Source organism: Ruegeria sp. YTSC002 (assembly GCF_059609845.1).
On sequence record NZ_JBXWML010000008.1, the window covers coordinates 1 to 20,573 of the forward strand.

25 protein-coding genes and 1 riboswitch are annotated in these 20,573 nt (G+C 55.7%); of the genes, 11 read left to right on the forward strand and 14 right to left on the reverse strand.

The window, feature by feature from the left end; translation table 11 throughout:
- Window positions 1-86: 86 nt before the first annotated feature.
- A complete protein-coding gene (locus AC2FFD_RS15035; RefSeq protein ID WP_170634686.1) occupies window positions 87-563 on the forward strand; it encodes a DUF411 domain-containing protein in 477 nt (158 codons plus the stop codon).
- A 211-nt stretch (window positions 564-774) separates the two neighbouring features.
- Here AC2FFD_RS15035 and AC2FFD_RS15040 read toward each other — a convergent pair whose 3' ends face one another.
- Window positions 775-993 carry a GDCCVxC domain-containing (seleno)protein gene (locus AC2FFD_RS15040; protein WP_247748072.1) on the reverse strand — a complete coding sequence of 73 codons (219 nt, stop codon included), beginning with the start codon at window positions 991-993 and terminating at the stop codon, window positions 775-777.
- 4 nt (window positions 994-997) lie between these two features.
- Window positions 998-1,321 carry a hypothetical protein gene (locus tag AC2FFD_RS15045; protein WP_170634684.1) on the reverse strand — a complete coding sequence of 108 codons (324 nt, stop codon included), beginning with the start codon at window positions 1,319-1,321 and terminating at the stop codon, window positions 998-1,000.
- A gap of 145 nt (window positions 1,322-1,466) precedes the next feature.
- Here AC2FFD_RS15045 and AC2FFD_RS15050 point away from each other — a divergent pair, with 145 nt between their 5' ends.
- The 7 genes from AC2FFD_RS15050 (at window position 1,467) to AC2FFD_RS15080 (ending at window position 7,269) form a co-directional block, all read left to right on the forward strand.
- Window positions 1,467-1,883, forward strand: a complete 417-nt coding sequence (locus AC2FFD_RS15050; protein WP_170634682.1) for a MerR family transcriptional regulator — start codon at window positions 1,467-1,469, stop codon at window positions 1,881-1,883.
- Between the two features lie 348 nt (window positions 1,884-2,231).
- Entirely contained in the window at window positions 2,232-2,855 is a 624-nt protein-coding gene (locus AC2FFD_RS15055) for a transglutaminase-like cysteine peptidase (protein WP_247748073.1), read from the forward strand.
- Between the two features lie 1,145 nt (window positions 2,856-4,000).
- Window positions 4,001-4,336 (forward strand): DUF1636 family protein, encoded by a 336-nt coding sequence (locus AC2FFD_RS15060; protein ID WP_170634680.1) that lies wholly within the window; start codon window positions 4,001-4,003, stop codon window positions 4,334-4,336.
- 181 nt (window positions 4,337-4,517) lie between these two features.
- A riboswitch (cobalamin riboswitch) is annotated at window positions 4,518-4,733 on the forward strand.
- A gap of 34 nt (window positions 4,734-4,767) precedes the next feature.
- Entirely contained in the window at window positions 4,768-4,938 is a 171-nt protein-coding gene (locus tag AC2FFD_RS15065) for a CbtB domain-containing protein (RefSeq protein ID WP_170481539.1), read from the forward strand.
- 4 nt (window positions 4,939-4,942) lie between these two features.
- Window positions 4,943-5,641 (forward strand): CbtA family protein, encoded by a 699-nt coding sequence (locus AC2FFD_RS15070; RefSeq protein WP_170634742.1) that lies wholly within the window; start codon window positions 4,943-4,945, stop codon window positions 5,639-5,641.
- A gap of 64 nt (window positions 5,642-5,705) precedes the next feature.
- Window positions 5,706-6,209: a hypothetical protein gene (locus AC2FFD_RS15075; RefSeq protein WP_170634678.1), complete on the forward strand. Its 504-nt coding sequence runs from the start codon at window positions 5,706-5,708 to the stop codon at window positions 6,207-6,209.
- A gap of 397 nt (window positions 6,210-6,606) precedes the next feature.
- Window positions 6,607-7,269: a L,D-transpeptidase gene (locus AC2FFD_RS15080; protein WP_170634676.1), complete on the forward strand. Its 663-nt coding sequence runs from the start codon at window positions 6,607-6,609 to the stop codon at window positions 7,267-7,269.
- A 41-nt stretch (window positions 7,270-7,310) separates the two neighbouring features.
- Here the strand turns inward: AC2FFD_RS15080 and AC2FFD_RS15085 are convergent, their stop codons facing one another.
- A complete protein-coding gene (locus AC2FFD_RS15085) occupies window positions 7,311-7,583 on the reverse strand; it encodes a hypothetical protein (RefSeq protein WP_209251491.1) in 273 nt (90 codons plus the stop codon).
- Window positions 7,584-7,772: 189 nt separating this feature from the next.
- On the opposite strand from AC2FFD_RS15085, the gene AC2FFD_RS15090 reads away from it, so the two are divergent.
- Window positions 7,773-10,106: a heavy metal translocating P-type ATPase gene (locus tag AC2FFD_RS15090; RefSeq protein ID WP_209251492.1), complete on the forward strand. Its 2,334-nt coding sequence runs from the start codon at window positions 7,773-7,775 to the stop codon at window positions 10,104-10,106.
- Window positions 10,107-10,158: 52 nt separating this feature from the next.
- Here AC2FFD_RS15090 and AC2FFD_RS15095 read toward each other — a convergent pair whose 3' ends face one another.
- From AC2FFD_RS15095 to AC2FFD_RS15125, 7 genes are all read right to left on the reverse strand, one after another.
- On the reverse strand, window positions 10,159-10,323 hold the full coding sequence (locus AC2FFD_RS15095; protein ID WP_170481525.1) for a hypothetical protein: 165 nt from the start codon (window positions 10,321-10,323) through the stop codon (window positions 10,159-10,161).
- Between the two features lie 99 nt (window positions 10,324-10,422).
- Window positions 10,423-11,790, reverse strand: coding sequence for a M23 family metallopeptidase (locus tag AC2FFD_RS15100; protein ID WP_209251493.1), 1,368 nt, complete (start codon window positions 11,788-11,790; stop codon window positions 10,423-10,425).
- On the reverse strand, window positions 11,787-12,413 hold the full coding sequence (locus tag AC2FFD_RS15105) for an SCO family protein (RefSeq protein ID WP_209251494.1): 627 nt from the start codon (window positions 12,411-12,413) through the stop codon (window positions 11,787-11,789). The genes AC2FFD_RS15100 and AC2FFD_RS15105 overlap by 4 nt, the downstream gene beginning before the upstream one ends.
- The gene (locus tag AC2FFD_RS15110) at window positions 12,413-12,892 is read right to left on the reverse strand and encodes a copper chaperone PCu(A)C (protein ID WP_209251495.1); all 480 of its coding nucleotides are present in this window, start codon (window positions 12,890-12,892) and stop codon (window positions 12,413-12,415) included. The genes AC2FFD_RS15105 and AC2FFD_RS15110 overlap by 1 nt, the downstream gene beginning before the upstream one ends.
- Window positions 12,893-12,910: 18 nt before the next feature.
- Window positions 12,911-13,570 carry a DsbA family protein gene (locus tag AC2FFD_RS15115; protein WP_209251496.1) on the reverse strand — a complete coding sequence of 220 codons (660 nt, stop codon included), beginning with the start codon at window positions 13,568-13,570 and terminating at the stop codon, window positions 12,911-12,913.
- Window positions 13,567-13,989, reverse strand: coding sequence for a disulfide bond formation protein B (locus AC2FFD_RS15120; protein ID WP_209251498.1), 423 nt, complete (start codon window positions 13,987-13,989; stop codon window positions 13,567-13,569). Before AC2FFD_RS15120 ends, AC2FFD_RS15115 begins: the two co-directional genes overlap by 4 nt.
- Window positions 13,990-13,994: 5 nt before the next feature.
- A complete protein-coding gene (locus tag AC2FFD_RS15125) occupies window positions 13,995-14,558 on the reverse strand; it encodes an SCO family protein (protein ID WP_209251500.1) in 564 nt (187 codons plus the stop codon).
- A 213-nt stretch (window positions 14,559-14,771) separates the two neighbouring features.
- Between AC2FFD_RS15125 and AC2FFD_RS15130 the strand changes: the two genes are divergently transcribed.
- Window positions 14,772-15,200 carry a MerR family transcriptional regulator gene (locus AC2FFD_RS15130; protein WP_170634659.1) on the forward strand — a complete coding sequence of 143 codons (429 nt, stop codon included), beginning with the start codon at window positions 14,772-14,774 and terminating at the stop codon, window positions 15,198-15,200.
- 97 nt (window positions 15,201-15,297) lie between these two features.
- A complete protein-coding gene (locus tag AC2FFD_RS15135) occupies window positions 15,298-16,059 on the forward strand; it encodes a transglutaminase-like domain-containing protein (RefSeq protein ID WP_170634657.1) in 762 nt (253 codons plus the stop codon).
- 197 nt (window positions 16,060-16,256) lie between these two features.
- On the opposite strand, the gene phnE is transcribed toward AC2FFD_RS15135, so the two are convergent.
- From phnE to AC2FFD_RS15155, 4 genes are read right to left on the reverse strand one after another with little or no spacing between them, the layout of a single operon-like run.
- Entirely contained in the window at window positions 16,257-17,000 is a 744-nt protein-coding gene (gene phnE, locus AC2FFD_RS15140) for a phosphonate ABC transporter, permease protein PhnE (RefSeq protein WP_209251502.1), read from the reverse strand.
- A complete protein-coding gene (locus AC2FFD_RS15145) occupies window positions 17,000-17,770 on the reverse strand; it encodes a phosphonate ABC transporter ATP-binding protein (RefSeq protein WP_209251504.1) in 771 nt (256 codons plus the stop codon). Before AC2FFD_RS15145 ends, phnE begins: the two co-directional genes overlap by 1 nt.
- Window positions 17,767-18,627 (reverse strand): phosphate/phosphite/phosphonate ABC transporter substrate-binding protein, encoded by an 861-nt coding sequence (locus AC2FFD_RS15150; RefSeq protein WP_170634651.1) that lies wholly within the window; start codon window positions 18,625-18,627, stop codon window positions 17,767-17,769. The genes AC2FFD_RS15145 and AC2FFD_RS15150 overlap by 4 nt, the downstream gene beginning before the upstream one ends.
- A complete protein-coding gene (locus AC2FFD_RS15155; RefSeq protein WP_170634649.1) occupies window positions 18,627-20,480 on the reverse strand; it encodes a cytochrome c peroxidase in 1,854 nt (617 codons plus the stop codon). Before AC2FFD_RS15155 ends, AC2FFD_RS15150 begins: the two co-directional genes overlap by 1 nt.
- Between the last annotated feature and the right edge of the window lie 93 nt (window positions 20,481-20,573).

Genomic DNA, 20,573 nt, shown 5'->3' on the forward strand with positions numbered 1-20,573 from the left:
ATATTGCAATTAAGGGTACAAAAACGCCCCGGAACGCCGTGAATCCGCAAATTCTGATTAATTAGGGTACAGTGACAGGAGGGAACATGACGACGAATAACCTGAGCCGCCGCCGCGTGATGCAAGGAGCCGCGGCCCTTGCGGGAAGCGCGGCGCTTCCCGCCTTCGCGAAAACCGACCGTTTCATCCATGTCCTGAAGGATCCGAATTGCGGATGCTGCGGCTCGTGGATCAAAATCATGCGGGCGGAAGGCTTTGAATTAAGCGTGGAAAACAGTGCCTGGGAGGCCTTGAACGCTTACAAAACCGCCAACGGTATTCCAGAGGGCATGATGTCATGCCACACGGGCCGCGCGGAGGGCTACATGATCGAAGGACACGTCCCGCCCGCTGACATCCGGCGCCTGCTGGGCGAACACCCGGATGCTGTCGGACTGTCGGTTCCCGGAATGCCGTTCGGCTCGCCAGGCATGGGGCCGGAAAGCGAACGCGAAGCCTTTGACGTCTTCCTGATCCGCAAGGATGGAACCACAGAGGTGTTTGCCAGCTACCCGGCCGTATGAAGTCCCGACGGCGCTGGCAAGATCCTGAAAAACACGGCGCTCGCTTGTTCTGCCCGGTTTACGTGACATTCTTCACGGCAAACCAGTTGATCCGTGACTTCACGCCTGCCTTGTCCTACCGGGCAAGTTCCAGCCTACGGTGAAAAAATACCTGCGTCCGCCAAGCCTGATGACCGGCTTTGCGGACAAAACCGACATCCCGGTCGCCGTATCAACCGCAGCATTTGTCGCCCGCCTGAATTGGCGGGCATGGGGCCGATCCGTAGGAACAGTAGACGCAGCAATCGCCGGGAAGTGGCTTCAGGACTTTTCCGCAAGATGTGCATTCGTAGAACCACTGGCACGCATCTGTTGGCATCGTTTCAGGTCTTGAATGTCCACATTCCGGGCAGATGATCGTGCTGACAAGGTTCGGGCGTTCTTCACTCATGGCGTCACATTAAGGTTATCAGGAAATCATTTATTCGGATTTCGTTGAGTACGATAACCCAAGCGATGGTCGTTAACGCAAAACTGCCTGTCAGCCACCATTTGAGGCGGTCGAGTGAACCATGGCGGTACGCGACGATGCCAGAGAGAAACAGCAGGGCCGTCGAACCGCCGAGCACGTAATAACTCGCGGCGGCAATCTTGCCAAATACGGCCAGCCAGCCCCCTCCCAAGCCAAGTAAAATCAAGGCCATCGGCAAGATGCAGCAGGTCGCAACGCCAAATGCGGTAAACGATCCAAGAAAACTCGCCCCTACAAACTTGCTCATAGTCTGCTTTCTCCGACTTTGACGATCTTGAGCGGAAGCCGGTTCGGCTTCCTCGATTTTTGCTTCGTGCGGTTTGCGAAATTCGACATCATGACCGACAATATGCATCCTGTAGTGGCTACAGGTTCAAGGGAAAGGTCATCACATGATTGCGATTGGCGAAGTGGCGAGATTGACCGGCCTGTCGGTCGAGACGATCCGCTACTACGAACGGGAAGGCATAGTCGAGAAAACCGGTCGAACCGCCTCGGGGCGCCGCGCTTACACGGAACGGGAAATATCCGAGCTCAGATTCATCAAACGCTGCCGCGATCTTGGCTTCACTATTCAGGATGCATGCGCACTTCGCGAATTGTCCAAAGCGCCGGAGCAAGCCTGTCGTGACGCCGAAGACGTCGCAACAAAACATCTCGACAAGGTCAGGTCAAAGATCGCCGCTCTCCAACGGCTGGAGCAAGCATTGGTAGAACTTGTGCAGACCTGTACTGAAGGAGCAGCATGCCCCCTGCTAACGGCGTTGCTCAACGAGCCTGTCGTCAAAGATGTCATTAGCGGTCACTAATTGCAGCGCCCGGAAAAACCGAAACTGCCTGTCTCAGTTTGGGGAGGAGCGGCTTCATTGTCCCAGTATTTCGTAACCTTAAGCGATGACGGCCGATCTGTGTTGTATTTTTGTTGAATGAGAGAATTGCGATCAGCTTACCCTCTAGTTCGCGCTGTTAGCTATGCCGGACTGGTGATGGCGTGGATGCTCTGATGCTGTCAACTAAGGAAGAAATACCAAAGAATCTGCAAATTTTTGCCGCTTTACCCCTAGAGGCTAAGAAGCAGTTGCAATGCCTCAAGGCACATGAAGGCTTGGAATAAAATACATTGGCCCCGGAAGTTTGGATACCTTCGAGGAACGAGCATGGAGAAGGCAGATATGACAAATCCCACGTTAGTTCAGAGAATGTTATCGAAAAACCTGCTGGGTTATCTCCCAATGATCTGTTTTATATGCAGCTTTTTTGTGTCTGCCGCTACATTACAAGCCTCTGAGCTTCCCTCGATCGGTCTTGACAGAAAGATTGAAGCGCCATCCGGTGCCAAAACACTATGCAAAGATTACTCTTGGGCGTGCGCGAGCGCTCGTAGTTCTGGTCTGTCCGTGGCACAAGAAAATCAGATCGTTAAAACGATCAACACGCGCGTCAATCGGAGAATCCGTGCCGTTTCGGATCAAAGCCAATACGGGACAAAGGAATACTGGACACTGCCGACGCAAGGGTCAGGAGATTGCGAAGACTTCGCTTTGCAAAAGAAGTTTGAACTTGTGCAGAACGGTGTGGATCCTACGAAGCTACTAATCGCGACCGTCTTGGACACCAATCGCAATGGCCATGCTGTTCTAGTCTATCGCTCGAGTGAAGGCGATTTGGTTCTGGACAATGTTACCAACAGGATCAAAACGTGGAAGGAAACAAGGTATCTTTTCCTACGAATACAGGACCCGATTCACCCTGATCGTTGGGTACAGGTTTCTAGCGGCTAAACCATTGGGTAGACATTGGTTGCCTCTCGCAATTGATGTCACGACCTGCATTGTTCTGGGCGCATAGTTGAGTTTCGATGCTCAGTCCGACTCGTCCATCTGCTTGTGTTTGCACCATTGCGTGTGAACGAATTCGATCCGCGCGCCAGATATCTCGGAGGTGTCGTATTGGCCTACTGTTGGGATTCCGCAAGCCATACACGTAGACAATGGGCGCGTTTCCGCAGCGAAACCTTCCATTTGACCCGCTCAGATTGGAGTATCTCCGTCAAGTAAAGGCCACCGGGTCGAGCGCGTTACGGCGAAGATATCGAACGCCTGATTAGGACGACCATGGAGGCCGTTCATCTACTTTAGGGAAGAACGCAATTATCCCCCAAGGATAAGGGGAAATGCGACGGCTCCGGCACTGCGTCGATGACATTGGAGGAGTTCGAAGACTGGCTGCACCCGGAGATATGCCGTTATCACAACACCCATCACACCGGGTTGCGGCGAGAACCGATGGCGGCATGGGCGATCCTCGGTTGTAGTGACGCAGACAGAAAAGTTGTTAATGCCGAGGCGTTTCGCATCAGCGTACTTCCTTTTGAATGTCGTCGGTTGTCGCTACGCATTCAGTCCCATGATCGGTCGTGGTAACCGAAAGGTAACCATCAAGCACGAACCCCGCTATATGTCCCGGATCTAGACTGTAATTGACGATAGAACGAACCTAGTTACGCGCAACAAGAACCTGTCGCGTCTCGGAATTCGCCTTGGGAGGCGCGGTGCGCGCGGACCTGAAAATAGGCGTGTCATGGCGAGCCGATCCCGGAGGCAATGCTGTTTCAGATTATTGAAGAACAAAGATGTTTCGCGTGAGCTGTTTCCACTTCATCGCCTACCACCTGCTTCAGCTCAGTCTCACGTAGAAACTTAAAAATTTTTTCGTCTGATGGTTGCTTCTTCGCCCTGCCAAATCCCCGTCTCGCACTCGGTGTATTTGCAAAGTTTTCGAGGGCTAGGGCTCATGTGTCCTTCCTGCCTGAGTATGGACTCTTTTCCAGACTTAGAGTCAAAACACGTATTGAAACTGAGCTAACAACCGACCAGCAAATATGAAATCTCAGATGGAAGTTCTCGATCAAGGATCAGCCTGACGCATGTGCCTACCTAACCTCACGCTTTGCAGAACCTGCCGCGACGCGGATTCCACCCTTTATGATCAATTAGCCGCAACGCTGGAGGCATCGGGGGTGCAAGCCGAGTTGCAGCAAGTGGATTGCATGTCCGGTTGTCACCGACCACAGACGTTGGCGGTGCGACAAAGCGGCAAGACCGCCTATCTTTTCGGTGAGGTTACGGTTGTCGATCTTCCGGACATAATGATCTTCATGCGGATGTATGAGGACAGTACTGACGGCGACTTCGCTGACGCCAGGAAGCTAGGTAAGCTACGTTTCAAGGCGATTGCACGTATACCGGCACAAAAAAGATAGCCAACATGCAACTTGCCGACCAAAGCTCCGGTGTCGAGTTTTCAGCTTACAGTTTGTGTTTTTCGACTTAGCCTTCTGCACTGAACGGCTAAAATCTAAACCAAGCCTGCCATTACCTAAGATTGACCGCTGCAGAATACTATGATGTCGCTTTCGTACTTGACGGAACAAAGCACTATGGAACAATAAAGGCTTCTACGGTGTCCAAAGGTGCCTACGCACTGGGACTGAAACGGGAATGAGGACGGTGCACCAAACTACCGCACTGAAGCCTTGACCGCCCCCGCGACTGTGAGCGGCGAGCGGCCTTCCAATACCACTGGCGTAATGGCGCTGGGAAGGGGGAAGTCTGCTGTGACCTGCGAGTCAGGAGACCGGCCGTAGGATGGACACAACATATGCCGTCGGGTGTGACGGCGAGGAGGATTAAAATGACGACAAAAACGATCAAGGCATCCGCCGCTGGCGCATCCTTTCTGCCTGCAGTATTCGCCGTGGTTCTGGGTCTAGGGATCATTACCGTGACTGGCCATGTTCAGGCTTCTGGCCTGCATGACGCGGCTCATGATGTGCGCCACGCAACTGGCTTCCCCTGCCACTAAAACAATGTTCAGTCGTATTCTGACCAGCGGCTTGTTCGCTGGTGCAGCAGCGGGGCTGATTGCCGCCCTTCTGCAGTTGTATTTCGTGCAGCCAGTGCTACTTCACGCCGAGCTCTATGAGGGCGGCGACCTGGTGCATTTTGGCGCTGATCCCGTAACTGCGCATCCCGACCTGCCCGGCATGTTCGCCGAGCCGATGCGCGATGGTCTCAGCATTATCTTCACCATGCTTACCTACACCGGCTATGCGCTAGTCCTGGCGGCGCTGATGTCAGTAGCCGAACGTCAGGGGCATGAGATCAACGGCCGCACCGGCCTGCTTTGGGGTCTTGCGGGCTTTGTCGCCTTCCACTTTGCTCCTGGCTTGTCACTGGCTCCAGAAGTTCCCGGCGTAGCGGCAGCAGATGTGGGAGTGCGTCAGATCTGGTGGACGGTCACCGTTGCCGCAGCCGGCGTAGCCATGTGGCTGATTGCCTTTGGAGGTAACCTGGTAAGCTACCTGATTGCGGCCGTGCTGCTAATGGTACCGCATATTATCGGGGCCCCTGAGCCTGAGAGTTTCTCTGGGCCGGTTCCGACCGAGATCGGGGCGCTTTTTGCTGCCCGGGCCTTCGGCATCGGCATGGCCGCCTGGGCACTCTTAGGCAGTTTCACCGGCCACTTCTGGCAGACAGAAGGCAAGCGCGCAGGCGCTGCAGTCTGATCGCGCTCCTCCATTGCTACCCCGCTGGTTACACCGGCGGGTTTTTTTTATTGAGGATGACAAGATGTCCCGTTCTCTTGCTCTCTTTGCCATCGGACTTGTCTTTGGCGGCGGTGCTGGCTTTGTGATTGCCGCCAGCAGCGGTAGCACCTTTGAGAGCCATGACCATACTGACCCGGCCCAACACGGCGGCAACATGGAGATGGCAGCGCACGACCACTCCGCTGCCACTAATCTGCCTGCCGACAGCGACGCCCCCAGTGTGGCGATCCAGATGATTAAGGATCCTATGGCGGGCTGGAATCTGCGTGTGACACCGCAGAACTTTCGCTTTGCTCCGGAAAATGCCTCCACGGCTGACGTTCCAGGCGAAGGTCACGCGCATGTTTATATCAACGGCGAAAAGCTGGGCCGCCTTTATGCCAATTGGTTACACCTTCCGTCGCTCCCCGATGGCGATGTTGAAGTAAAAGTTTCTCTCAATGGCAACAGCCACAGCCCTCTGATGGTTGAGGGTGTGCCCGTGGAGGCCAAAGTGACCGTGCAGCCTGACGGCGATGACTCCTGATTGACATTCCTGGCTGAGAAGACAACTACGCGGATTCAGCGGGTCTAAGCGGCAAGTACAGCGTGCGCGCGGGTTTTTGCCGCTCTGTATCCAAGGACAGATAAGCTGTTGCAAAGCCGCGCCGAATTCCCGTCTTGTTCCTTTGGCTTGCATCGTCGGAAACCGAAAACATGAAGCAACTACAATGGGCATTTCGGTTCTTTCCATTGCTTTTTTGACCCAGTCCAAAGCAAACTCGATCAAATCAGAGTTCACGCCACCGCGCACCTGATCGACTGGATAAACTAAGCGTTACCTGAAACCTCTTGAAGCTCTAGCTGCTAGAGGCTTTAAGACTCGAATTTGATCGTGAAAATGCGATGCAAATACATTGAACTTGTGAACCAGGCTGAGATCTATGCTGACAAGGCGCTATTTCATTCAATCAACCACTGCGCTGTTTTCCGCGTCTGCGGCCAGTCCATTGATCGCCAAAACATGGCCAACCTCGTCGCAAAAGACCTATTGGGACAGCCAGGTCACGCCATTTGATTACGATCCAGCGACCTCAAATCCATGGGGCGTTCATGACCGTTTTTTACCACGACGTGTCGTAGCAAATGATGGTTTGGTTCCTGGTGACATCCATGTCGATGCGGTCGCGCGCTATCTTTACCATATCGAGGAAGGCGGGACCGCAATGCGCTATGGCGTTGCGATCGCGCGAGGGAACCTTTACGAGCCCGGAACCTATGCTATCCGGCGCAAGGTCGAGTGGCCACATTGGACGCCAACGGCTTCAATGATCGAGCGCAACCCCGAATACGCGGAATTTCGGGATGGTATGGAACCCGGGCCAAGTAATGCTCTCGGCTCTCGAGCCCTTTATCTATACGTTGGAAATCGAGATACATATCTCAGAATTCACGGCACGCCTCAGCCTAGAAGCATCGGTGGTCGCGCAAGTTCTGGATGTGTTAGAATGATCATGGCCCATATCAATGATCTCTACCCACATGTAAGAATCGGCTCGACCGCATATTTATACTCGGCCGAAGATAGCGTCACAGCCCGCTCATAAATTTTGGGCAGCGTAGGTGGACGTCGTCGCCCTCTTTTTTATCAGGCGTCTCGCGCGGCGCAGATCGGAGCGCCATTCGTCGCGCGCAATGGTACCAATGTCGTCTCGACAGGTCCGCTGTGCTCATACCAGAAGCAATTGTCTTCTGGCAAAAGGCGTGCCGTGGCCAGATCCTGCCCCGGCCCTGCCAGCGCAACGACTGAATCTGGCACGTTGCCTGGTTCAAGTGCTTTGCTTTTGGCCCCAGTGAACTGGGCTGAGCAACCGGCAGTAATCGAGACTAACGTGATGGTAATTGCGATCCGTTTCTGCATTGACCTGTTCCAGAATTTTTTGCGTCCTCTGCGACTAGATTGCATCCACGCGACCAGCCCGCAAGAAGGAATGGAGTGTCGGTATCACGCGCAAGGAACCCGGATGCTAAAAAATTCAGAAAGGTATTGAAGCTCTAGTTACTGTAGGAACTACTTACAAAGGACCATAGAGATTCTTGAGGTCCGATCATGTCATCCGATACCCATAGCCACGACCATGGCCACGAAAACAAACATGGTCACCACGCATGCAGTAGTGGCGGGTGTGGCGCCATCGCCCCCGCCGGTCCAATTCCTGACGGCGGTAGAAGCTTTCAGGTCTCTGGCCTCGATTGCGCCGAAGAGGTTGTGATCCTGAACCGGGTTATCGGCCCGAAAGTTGGTGGTGAAGAGCATCTCGCTTTTGATGTCATCAACAGTCGAATGACGCTTCTTGAAAGTGCTGCCAAGCTTTCTGACGAAGACGTCATGCTGCTGGTTGCCTGCACCGGTATGAACGCCAAACCTTGGGATGACGGAAATGCCGCCCTGGATCAGGCGGCGCATATTGCGCGTCAGCGACGGTTCACCACACTCAGCGGAGGTTTTTGGGCGGCAGGCTTTGGCTGGCACATCTTCGAAACAGGCATGGGCGGAGCGCTTGGACTGTTTTCGGGACATGGTGAGGTTCCGATGCCTTTGCCCGAGGCCACTTTGTTCGCGGTCGCGATCTTGTTTGGCGTCTGGCTGGTGGCCCCCAAGGCCTGGTCTTCGGCGCAGCGCCTTTCGCCGGATATGAACCTTTTGATGGTTGTTGCCGTCGCTGGTGCCATCGGTCTGGGTGAGTTTTTTGAAGCGGCAACTGTAGCATTTTTCTTTTCGCTCTCTCTTTATCTGGAAAGCTGGAGTGTCGGACGGGCTCGCAACGCAGTATCCGCGCTGCTTGATCTGGCCCCCCCGACGGTTCGGCTGGTTCGTGCTGACGGCTCAGAGGCAACGGTCCCGGCGGCGGATGTCTTTGTCGGCGACAGCTTCATCGTTCGGGGTGGGGATCGCATTCCACTTGACGGGGAAGTCATCGAAGGGGCCGGTGCCGTTGACCAGGCTCCAATCACAGGTGAAAGCGCACTGATCCCCAAAGAGCTGGGTGATGAGGTCTACGCCGGCACAATCAATGGTGAAGGCACCCTCAAAATACGTGCGACGAAAACAGCGTCCGATACCGTGCTTGCCAAGATCATCCGGATGGTCGGTGATGCTCATGCGCGCCGTGCGCCGGTTGAGCAGTGGGTAACAAAATTTGCGCGGATCTATACGCCCATCGTTATGGTCGTTGCAGTGGCCATCGCCCTGATCCCACCGCTTGCATTTGGCGCATCGTGGGGCTTTTGGTTTTACAATGCACTTGTTCTTCTGGTTATCGCCTGCCCCTGTGCACTCGTCATTTCCACGCCGGTTTCAATCGTTGCGGCTTTGACCGCTTCGGCCCGGGCCGGGGTTCTGATTAAGGGCGGTGCATATATCGAAGCCCCCGGGCGCACTACCGCACTGGCCATGGACAAGACCGGCACGATCACCATGGGCGAGCCTGAAGTGGCCAATGTCTATCCGCTGGGCGGCGCATCCGAGCGGGAACTGTTGGCAAGCGCTGCCAGCCTTGAGGTTCGATCTTCACACCCGTTGGCCCGCGCCATTCTCACCAGGGCAGAACAGACCGACATTTCGATATCTGCGGCTGAAGATATCCGAACCGTTCCCGGTCGGGGTCTTGAGGGCCGCACCGAGCGCGGAAATATCTGGCTTGGCTCTGACCGCTTCGCTGTAGAGAAGGGCTTTGGCGCGTCCATTCCTGCCGAATTGAGCAACCAGATCGAGAGCGCGGGAAGCACACTTGTGGTTGTCGGGGATGAGAACGGAGTCACCGGTTTGCTTGAGCTGCGGGACCGCATTCGCCCCGAAGCCAAGAACATCGTTGCCCGGCTTCACGCGCAGGGCGTGAAGTCAATCATCATGCTGACAGGTGACAACGAACAAACCGCGAGAGCGGTAGCAGCCGAAGTCGGCATCGACGAAGTCCGGGCCCAGCTTCTGCCGGAAGACAAGGTCGCTGCGATCGAAGAACTGGCAGAGCAACACGAGATGGTTGCGATGATCGGCGATGGCGTCAACGATGCACCTGCGATGGCTCGGGCACATTATGCGGTCGCGATGGGTGCAGTTGGGTCCGACGCTGCTATTGAGACCGCAGATATTGCTCTAATGACCGACGACATCGGTAAAGTACCCTGGCTGATCGACCATTCACGTCGAACCATGTCGATCATCCGTCAGAACATCGGCTTCTCACTTGCGACCAAAGCATTGTTTGTGACTCTGACGGGTTTTGGGCTGGCATCCATGTGGGGTGCAATCGCCGCGGATGTCGGAGTGTCCTTGCTGGTCGTGGCCAATGCCTTACGGCTTCTGAAAGCTCCGGAAGATCACACCGCCCAGACTGCGGCAAATACCCTTGGCTCGCACGGAACAGGCGCTGCGACCACATAAGAGTGGAAGCCGGACTTCAAGGTGTCCGGCTTTCGCCTCGCTTACTGGCGCGTTACATCAGGCGCACAACTGCGATCGAAAGAAAGAACGCCACCAGGCCAAAAGCGATGGCATATCCTGTAGCGTATTGAAGAATATCAAGGCTGTTGCCATTCCGGCGCTTTGCCAGGACCCCACCCCAAACGGCGCCAACCAAGGCCCCCGCGATTGCCATCATCTTACATCCTCTGATTTGGTTCTTCTGCAGTGCAGTTCGCTTCAGGTGCGCATACCCGCTAACTGATAGCCGCGCACCTGAAGCCGTTTTAAGAAACTCTCACGAACTAGATTCGCTTTTTTTGGCGACGGTATTGCCCAGCTGTTCCTCAAGCTGTGCCCGAGCATTTCTTAAGCGTTTTCGCGCTGCTTCGCTTTCAACCTCGTTGTTCGCAGCGGCAGCAAGTCGGTCGTCAGAAAGCGGGTCCGTTGGGCGCCCGTCAACCAATACTTCATAATGAAGATTGGGGCCGGTCGCGGTGCCGCTCGACCCGACACGGCCAACCATCTCGCCAGCCTCCACGCGCTGACCTTTGGCCAGACCATCGGCGGTTGCGCTAAGATGCGTATATCGCGTGACCGTATCCGATCCATGAGCGATTTCCACCACACGCCCATACCCCCCGCGCCAACCAACATAGGATACCCGGCCCGGAGCTGTCGCATGTACCGGCGTGCCGCGTGCAGCAGCAAAATCGACACCTGTATGCATCCGCACATTGCCGTAGACCGGGTGTTTTCGCCGACCAAAGACTGAACTCAGGCGCGCGCCTTCGACGGGTTGGGCAAAGACACGAAGAAGTTCACCATCAACATAGATCGTGGCGCGACCGTTGTCGTCGTCTGGCCATGCTATTTCGTAAAGCCGATCATCAACTTCCAGCGCCGCAAAAATGAGCTCGGACTGGCCCACCCTCTCGCCATCGATGCTCTTTTCGCGCCAGAGAAGACGGAGAGCTTCACCACCTGTCAGGTCCCTCCGAAAATCCACTGTCCCGCTCAGCATCTGAGCGAGATCCACCGCAAAACGAACCGGGATCTTTGCGCTACTCAGCGCATTTGAAATCGAAGTTTCGATCTCTGTTTTGCGGGCCAGAATGACAGTGTCGGGTTCCGGTGAGACCACGCGCGTGGACAACGTCTCGCTAAGTGTCACTTCAATTCTCACGCCATCTTCCACGGCGAGCTCCACACTCCACAGTTGATCCGCTGCCGTTGCAACGACTGTTATCGAGTGACCCGGCCGCAAGCGCCGCAAGTCGTATTCAGCGCCAAGTGCAAGTGCGATTTCGGCGCGATCGGTTGCGTCGATCCCCGCGTCAGACAGCATACTGTCGAGTGTGTCACCCACTGCAAGCTCGCGCGTCCATGTTCGTGAAGGTGGTTCAACAGGTGGCAAAGGTTCCTCTGCCTGAATGGGTTCCGGCTGAGCAGGTCGAAACGAAACGGGGCTTGGAGCGAGTTCTGCCGATGGTACATTCAGCAACGGAGCCGATGTGATCTGCGGTTCCGCAGGAAGTTTGGGCAGCTGAAAGACCGTGGGCGCAGGCGCCGTCATTTCAGACCTGTTCGAGGCAATGAACATGATCGAAGCAATCGAGACGCTGCTGATCGCGATCGCCGAGGTTGCTAGAAACCGTGCGTTCATGATGTTGTATCCGCTCCACTTTTCAAAGCGCGGCGGATCTTGGGTACAGCGAACTCTCTCTGCTCATGATAGTCGATGGTGCTGACAAATTCGCCTGTGGGGTTAAACAGAAAAACACTTGCGGTGTGGTTCATTGTGTAGTCGCCATCTTCCAGTGGAACTTTTTCATAATTGGCGCGAAAGTCGTCTGCGGCTTGCGCGATTTGGTCCGAAACGCCGACCCAACCGCGAATAGCCGGATGAAAGTAGCTGACATAATCGGCCATGGCATCGACCGTGTCCCTTTCAGAGTCTACGGTTATAAACACGACGTTCAACTCGTCCGCGTCATTGCCCAGATCATCCAGCCAGAGGGAAATATCCGAAAGAGTCGTCGGGCAAACATCCGGGCAGTAGGTAAAGCCGAAGAACACCATTGTTGCACGTCCGACCAGCGATTGCGGGGTGACGGTGATCCCTTCGTGATCAACCATGCGAAAGTTCATGTCCGACAACGCAAGGGGGCGAAGGCGATCGGATTGAGCCGCTCCCGGCCCATCCACTTGCCACCATCCGGCAAAGAGCGTCAGGCCGATTGCTCCAAGTCCAGCAGACCCGAATGTGAGAACGCGTCGCCGCTGCATCAGCTCTCGGGGCCTCGCGCCGCGATGCCAAATATCGGCACGTTGACGGTCTTTTCTGCGCCATCAGCAAAGATAAGAGTCAGCGTAAAGCGCTCGCCTTCGATCATAGGGCGTTGCAGCCGCATGAGCATTGCGTGGAGCCCGCCCGGCTCAAGCGCTACGAAACCACCCGGCGCAATTTCCAGCTCGCCAGCGGGTGCCATGGAACTGACGCCCTCTGCATTGGTCGATGTCTGATGGATCTCGGGCATCCTCGCAAGATCGGTGCGGATAGACGTCAGCGTGACGGCCTCATTGCCGGTGTTGCGGATCGTCATGTAAGCGACCCCAGGTCGGTTGGAGCCAATAGAAGCGCGCGACCAGGCATCTTCAACGACAACATCGTTGCCCCCTGCCAGAACCGGTGCCGAGAGAATGGCCGTCAGACCGAATGCACTCAGTACACCTGCCAGAAGAGTATTTTTTGCAGTGAGTCTCATAGTACCTCTCGCTACTGCTCAGCTTTGCAGTGCTGCAACTTCTGCAGCGACCAGGCGCCTCAATTCAGCCTCACCAAACGGATCCAGAGATTTGCCATTGACGAAGAATGTCGGAGTTTGCCTTATACCGGCCGCTTCGACATCAGCGCGATCCTGATTGAGAACACCAACTGTCTGGGGCGCAAGCATTTGTGCCTGCGCTGCCTCGGCATCCAGTCCCGCCGCTGCTGCAATTCGAATAATAAGACCAGGCTCAGGCGCACCATGCGCGGCCCATTTGGGCTGCTCTCGCAGCACGGCTTCCAGGACCGGTTCAAAGACCCCCTGCATGCGTGCCGCTTCAAGCACGCGGATCGCCTCCTCTGAGCCTTCGCCATGGAAAGGGGTGTACCGGATCACAACACGCACGGCGTCTCCATGCTGAGCCATTATGTCCTTCACGACCGGATGAAAGGCACGGCAGGCTTCACAAGCCGGATCGAAAAATTCGACAATTGTAACCGGTGCGTCTTTAGGGCCGAGAACAGGCGAGTAGGAACGGATAAGTGTTTCGGCGATTTCGGGTGCGACAGGCTCGGTGTTGCCTGAAGCAGTCGTTCGGTTCACGTACCAGGCGGCGGCCCCGAATCCGGCCCCACCGAGCGCGAGAACGGACAAGATCATGCCACGTCTGTTCATACTTGTTTCTCCTTGAGTGAAAGGGCGCACAGAACGCCGATCAGCGCGAATGAAACGAGCGCCATCAGCGGAATCGGGATGCCCAAAACAGATTGATTTGCGTCGGTGCAGGACGGACCACTTGCCGAGCATGGTTGGATTTTTTCCGGGATCAGACCAGCATACAGGCCCATGTGCCACAAGGCGACAACGGCGCCCCCCAATGCCAGTGCTATCCCGTATCGGCCCACGTTCTGGTCCTGCCACCACAGGCCAAGCCCCAGTACGATCGCCAATGGGAACATGAACGCGCGCTGGAACCAGCACAGCACACAGGGCGTCTGCCCCAGGATCTCTCCAATGAACAGAACAGAAAGAGAAGCAACCAAGGCAATCGCCCAGGCCAGGCCGAGAAGTGTATCTTTAGAAAACCGGGACATGGTGCTCAGAGTCTCTGTTTCAGATCCGCAAGAATTTCTTCGGCAGGCGTGCCATAGGACCAGGACTGGACGAATCCAGCGTCCTTGTTGAACAGAAACAGATGAGAGGTATGCCCCATCGTATATCCATCCGGCGCAGGGGTTTGTTCGATCCGTTCGTAGAATATCGGAAAGGTCTTGGACGTTTGCGCAATCTGTTCTGGCGTGCCTGTAAGCCCAATGATCCCCGCATCGAAAAGTGGCACATACTCGGCCAGGACGGCCGGAGTGTCGCGTTCGGGGTCAATTGAAATGAAGATAGGTTGCACTTGGTTTGATTGGTCGCCCAGCCCTTCCTGCACTGCTGCTACCTCAGACAGTGTTGTAGGGCATACGTCCGGGCAGTTGGTGAACCCAAAAAACACCAACATCCATTTGCCCGCAAAGTCGTTCTGAGTACGGACAACACCAGAGTGATCTGTCAGTTCGAACCTGGCTTCGAACGGGACAGACCCCTCCTCAATCCGCGCAGGTCTATATTCTGACCACAGCATCAGATAGGCAAATGCCGCCGTTGCGACACCAGCCATTACCCATAAGATTTTCTGAAACACGGTCAGTTTCAAAGTTAGCCGTCCGCCTGTGATTCTTGGTTCAGAACGGCATGTACACCCTCTACCTGCTAGAGGTTCAAAGGGGTTTTTGAGCCTGCGGCTGGGTGTCACAGGTCCACCGGCTGGAAGGTACTATTGTGCGGTGTCGACGCGAACCTACATAAGCTGTAACTTTGCAAGGAGACCCAGATGCTGACGATCGGAACGCTCGGAAAAAAGACCGGAACCAAGGTTCAGACGATCCGCTACTACGAGCAGATCGGACTTATGCCGGAACCGGGGCGCACCGAAGGTGGCCAGAGGCGTTACGGCCATGCCGAACTGGATCGCCTTGCATTCATCCGTCATTCCCGCCAATTGGGGTTTTCGCTTGAGGCGATACGCGAACTGCTTGATTTGTCCGACGATCCGGATCGCCCATGTCATGAAGCCGACAGTATCGCGCGCCGGCAACTCAAACAGATTGAGCAAAGAATGGCGCGGCTGGAAGCGTTGCGGACCGAGCTGGAGCGCATGGTGCATGAATGCAGTGGCGGCAACACCTCGGACTGTCGTGTTCTCGAAGTTCTGCGCGATCATTCCGAATGTCTTACTGATCACGAAGAAATCGGCGCGTAACCCCGGGCAGCGTTATTGCGAACTGGAATTAGCCTCTTGAAGCTATAGTCACTATAGCAGTTAAAAGTCTTTCTGAGTTGATTCGACGAGAGACCAAATGCTGAACCGAGACCCGTTGCTAACCGCCACACCTCTGCTTGATTTTGAAACACCCGCAATTTTGGGGCTCATAACGGAACGGAGCTGGCCCGATCTGCCTGTATTGGATCGAATTGGCGCTATTTATGATTTCGTGCGTAACGAGATTGCCTTTGGTTACAACCGTGCAGACGATATCCCGGCGTCAGAGGTACTCGCCAATGGCTATGGGCAATGCAATACCAAGGGCACTCTTCTGATGGCACTGTTTCGCGGCAGCGGTATCCGATGCCGTTTGCATGGCTTTACGATCCACAAAGAATTGCAGAGGGGTGTGGTTCCCGAGCTTTTCTATCCGATGGCGCCGATGGAGATTGTGCATTCATGGGTCGAAGTCGAAGCAGAGGGTACGTGGCTAAAGCTGGAAGGCTTTATTCTGGATGAGCTTTTCTTACGCGTGTTGCAGCAGACATTTCCCAAAACAGAAAGCCTGTGTGGGTATGGTGTGGGGACGGATTGCCTGAGCGATCCCCAGGTCGAATGGGAAGGCCGTGACACATACATTCAAAGAAACGGCATCGTGCAGGATTTTGGGGTCTTTGACTCCCCTGACTCCTTCTATGTCCGTCACAGGCAGAACTTTGGCTTTTTCCGTGAACTGATGTACCGAGTCGTCGTGAGGCATTGGATGAACGCACGTGTCAGAGCACTACGCACTGGCAGGCTGGTAGCAAATGTTTCGGCAACACATTCCCATGGAAACAGCGGTGAATCCGTTTGAACGCTAGATTGGCACCAAGAATTTTCCTCAACGCAGGCGACTTTCAATCTAGCAAGCTTGAGGCCTTAACAAACCAGCGTGAGGGGGTGTGTAGCAGACTACACCGGCCCGGTTTCAAGCGAAGCATCCAACCTTCAACCGCGATGGAAGAAAGGAAAGACACGAGCCTTTTCCTTGGAGAATTGGGAGATTCCGGCTTAGTTGAACCGTTTTTGCAAGGCCGTATTCAGCGCCTCTGACAATAAAACCAGAACAATGATTGCCAACGTCACGGTCGCAGCCTTTTCATACTGAAACGACCGTACATAGGTTTGCACATACAGCCCGATGCCACCGGCACCGACAATGCCCAGTATCAGGCTTTCGCGCAGATTTAGTTCAAACCGAAATACGGTATCGCGCATGATCACAGGCGCCATCTGCGGCCAGATCGCCCAACGCAACTGTTGAATTCTGTTGGCTCCCGCGCTTTCAAGCGCCGCCACAGGAGCGGTAGCAACGTTGTCGATGGCTTCCGCATAGAACTTTGCCAACATGCCAGTCGCGTGAAATGTGATTGCCAGAATACCGGGAAGTGGTCCCAACCCAACAGCGCCCACCATTAGCATGGCGACCAGGATCAGCGGGATCGACCGGATAACCGCCAGCAAGGCGCGGACGGGGCGCCAAATTGTTGGTGACACCATAGTTTCAGAGGCCAGAAGGGCCAGTCCCGAGGACAGGATTACAGCGAACAATGTTCCCAGAATGGCGATCCTCAGTGTCTCCGCCAGCCCTGTCAGAACCTCGCGCCAAACGGACAGGTCAGGTGGGATCATGCGCCCCATAAACTCTGCCAGACGGGGCCCTGCGCCTGGCAGCTTGCCCAATCCCATATCCCCGCTGGTCAGCGACCACAGGATCGCCAGAGCCAGCATGACCCAAATGACAGATCGGCCCATCAACTGACTACACGCAGCCCCGATGTGACACTGGCGCCGTGATACAGCTCGTCGATGTCCCCGCTGGTAAATTGAGCCGACGGTTTGTCGAACAATACCACGCCATCTCGCAGGCCTATGATGCGCTCGGCAAAGCGGCGCGACAGATCCGGCTGATGCGAGCTGAAAATGACGCCGATACCACGGCTACGTGCAGAGCTTGTGATCAGGCTCAGAATTCGTTCGGCGTGAGCAGGGTCCAAATTGCTGACGGGCTCATCCGCAAGGATCAACTCGGGTTCTTGTGCCAGACATCTGGCAATCGCAACGCGCTGCCGTTGCCCACCCGACAACTGATCGGCACGGCGGCTTGCCAGGTCTGACAGCCCCGTATCCTGAAGCGCCCGTGTCACGCACATGTGGTCCTCTTCCCGGAACCGCCCCCAAAGCGAAGACCAGATATTCATCCGGCCCATCCGACCGTTCATTACATTCTGATAAACACTCTGCCGATCAACCAGTGCGAATTCCTGAAAGATAAAGCCGGTATTGGCACGGTCCTCGCGGGATGGAACCCCAGTTGCCAAAAGTGGCTTGCCAAGCACCTGGGCTTCGCCGTGCCAACCACGCAAACGACCGTCCAACAAAGCCAGCATCGTTGATTTGCCCGCACCCGAAGGACCGAGTAGCGCGACGCTTTCACCGGGCTGCACTGATAGTGAAACTTCTGTAAGCGCCGCTGCACTGGCAAAGTGTTGCGATATCGCGTTGAGTGAAACTACAGGATTCATTTCAGAAACCCATACCGCCGCGCAGTCTCGCGCACGCCCTCGTAAACCGATGGATCAGCAGGAAGATAGCCATCCGGGCCATAGAGGTAGGCCAACAGATGACGGTTCTCACTCTCGTTGAGGCGCAGCATGGTTTCAATGAACTTTGCCTGCAGCCCGGCGTCCAGATCAGGGCGGGCAATGATTGCGTGGCTGGGAATTTGTTCTGATTCCGCCAGCACCTTGACCTCGGCCTGCTGATCCGGGGTCAGATAGAGATCGGCATACTGGCTTGCGCCTGCCGCATCGACCAGTCCGTTGGCCATGGCCTGCATCGCTTGCTGATATCCGCCAGCAAAGAATTTCTGCCCGAAAAAGCTGTCGGCATCGCCCGTGCCCGCGAACAGCCCGGCGCGCACAAACAGATCAAGCGGATAGATGTAACCGGATTCCGAGACCGGATCGGAAAAGGCGATGTCACGTCCCCGGAGATCGGCCAGCGCTTCGATTCCGCTGTCACGCCGCACGAAGACCCGGCCCGAATAGCTGGGTTGCCCGCGATAAACCTCGGACAATAGCGGTACGGCGCCGATCTGGTCTTCGGCCAACACAAAGGGCAACGCTCCCATGAACGAGATATCGGCATCACCGTTGCGCAGCGCCTCAACGGCAGCAGCGTGGTCGAACGTGACAAACCCCGTGACCGGGACGCCCATCTGCTCTGAAAGCCAGCCGGTGATGACGTTGATGTCACCCAACAGCTTTTCGGGGTTCTCCTGCGGGATGAAGGCCAGCTTCAGCCCCTGGTCAGTTGCAGCCATTACGGGCATGGCTGCAGATGCGGCTGCAGCGACCAGAAAATTGCGGCGCGACAACATCAGAACATCCTCTCGTCAATTTCGGCCTGCATGGACTTGAACAGTTCCCACTGGCGGATGGCTTCGGTCCAGTTTCCTTCGGCGCTGGCATCGCCAACCGCTCGCAGGATCGCGGCGAATTCGTAGATTTCGGGCTTGGCGTTCTGATTGACCATGACACTGGCATCCGCGGCCAGATCAGGAGCTACCGTGTCGATCAGAACCGCTATGTTTTCGGCATCCTGCATCGGCAGCAGGGTATCGAGCGTACTGGCGAATGTCGTCAGCTCTTCCCAGGACAAGCGGAATACGCTGTTGCGACCTTCGAATACTTGATAGGGGTCTTCACCGTCTCCAACAGCTTCGACGTAGGCCGTCAGATCTGCGCGCTGTGCTTCGTCCAAACCCAAATTTTTGGTATCATTGAACCAGTCAACAACGCTGGCCAGCGTCGGCAGCGATCCGTCATGCATGTAAGGTGCAGTGAAATTGACGTTGCGCAGCGTCGGGGTTTCGAACGCAGAAGCCGTGCCGCCGGGGAATGGTGGTTCAGCGCTGCCGATGTCGTAGGTCAGACCATCGCGGAACTGACGGTCAGGCGTGTGACACGAAGCGCAGGATTTGTCACCAAGTCCGGCAAATTTGGTGTTGAACAGCAACTCCCCGCGCTTGGCGGCATCTGACGCCAGATCGGTCAGCTTGCCGGACCGGTCGATCTTTGGGTTGGGAAGAAAGTCGAACTGTTTGACATAGGCTTCCAGCGCGTCCAGTTGGAACGGCGTTGGTTCCTTTCCCGCGAATTCGGTCACAATCACATTTCGGATGAACCGGCGCAGGCTGGGTTCGCGCCCGTCGCGGCCATAAGGTGCGGTAAAGCGGATGCCACGCATAGAAGGCGTGTCCAAGTGATCATCGGTCCGGTCATTGAACATTGGATTGAAAAACGATCCGTCCACATCCATCCCACCCGGATGGGATGAAAGGCCCGGAATGAAGAAATCCCGGTTCACGTCGGAGCGGTTGTGGCAGGTCGAGCAGGCGATGCCCAACTCACGCGCCGGGCCGCCGAAGATTTCGGGGCTGTCGAACAGCATGTCACCGTAGGCCACCAGCGGTAGATTAGCTTCATCCTCACCCGCCTCCTCAAACTGAAGAACCAGCCGCGGCAGCTGCGCCTGATCTCCGATGTTTGACCCTGGCGGCAGCGTGGCGGGCATTGTGATTTGTTCGCCGGAAAGCACAACTGTTTCAGGCAGCGGTGTTAACTTGTCGCGTTGGGCATACTCGGATGGCAGATAGTTGGCACGAATATAGGCAGCGACAATGGCCTGAGCTTCTGCAAATTGGTCGGCATCCACCGTTTGGGCGCCGTTGCCCAGTACTCCTGCGCTGCCAAGGGTGGAGTTCAGAACCAGCCATGCCCGGCCCAGGTCGCGAGCCGCCGACGTGTCCGCAGCCTTGATACCATCTTCGAATGCGCGGAACAGAGCAGCCGCTTGCGCGACCTCGCGGGCCGCCTCAGGCTGACCCAGCGCGGTCTTTGCGACATCCAGATGGCGCAGGATTCCCTCCGCAATGGCAGTTGTGCTTGCTTCGAACAGCGCCTGCCGATCTTCGGCTTGCATAGCTTGGTTGATCGCAAGCGCTTCGTTGTCGGAGACGCGTGATAGGGGAGCGACCTGAATGTCACTGCCAGGTGCGGGCGAAGTCCAACTCCTCTCAATTTCATCCCAGGGAACCGGGGTTAGATTTCCCATGAACAAGGTCAGTCGATACGCGGCAGCGCGCGGGGCCCAAGGAGATTCTTCAATCGCCGTGGCATCCGCGATCACTGGCAGTGCGCAAAGAAGTGTGGACGCTATCAGATGTTTCATAGCACTGTCTATTTAAGTTAGCCTTGTCTAATTTAAGGATGAAGGCATGCTCATTGTCAAGCTCGGCTTTCAGGTGCATACACTGGAGACTAG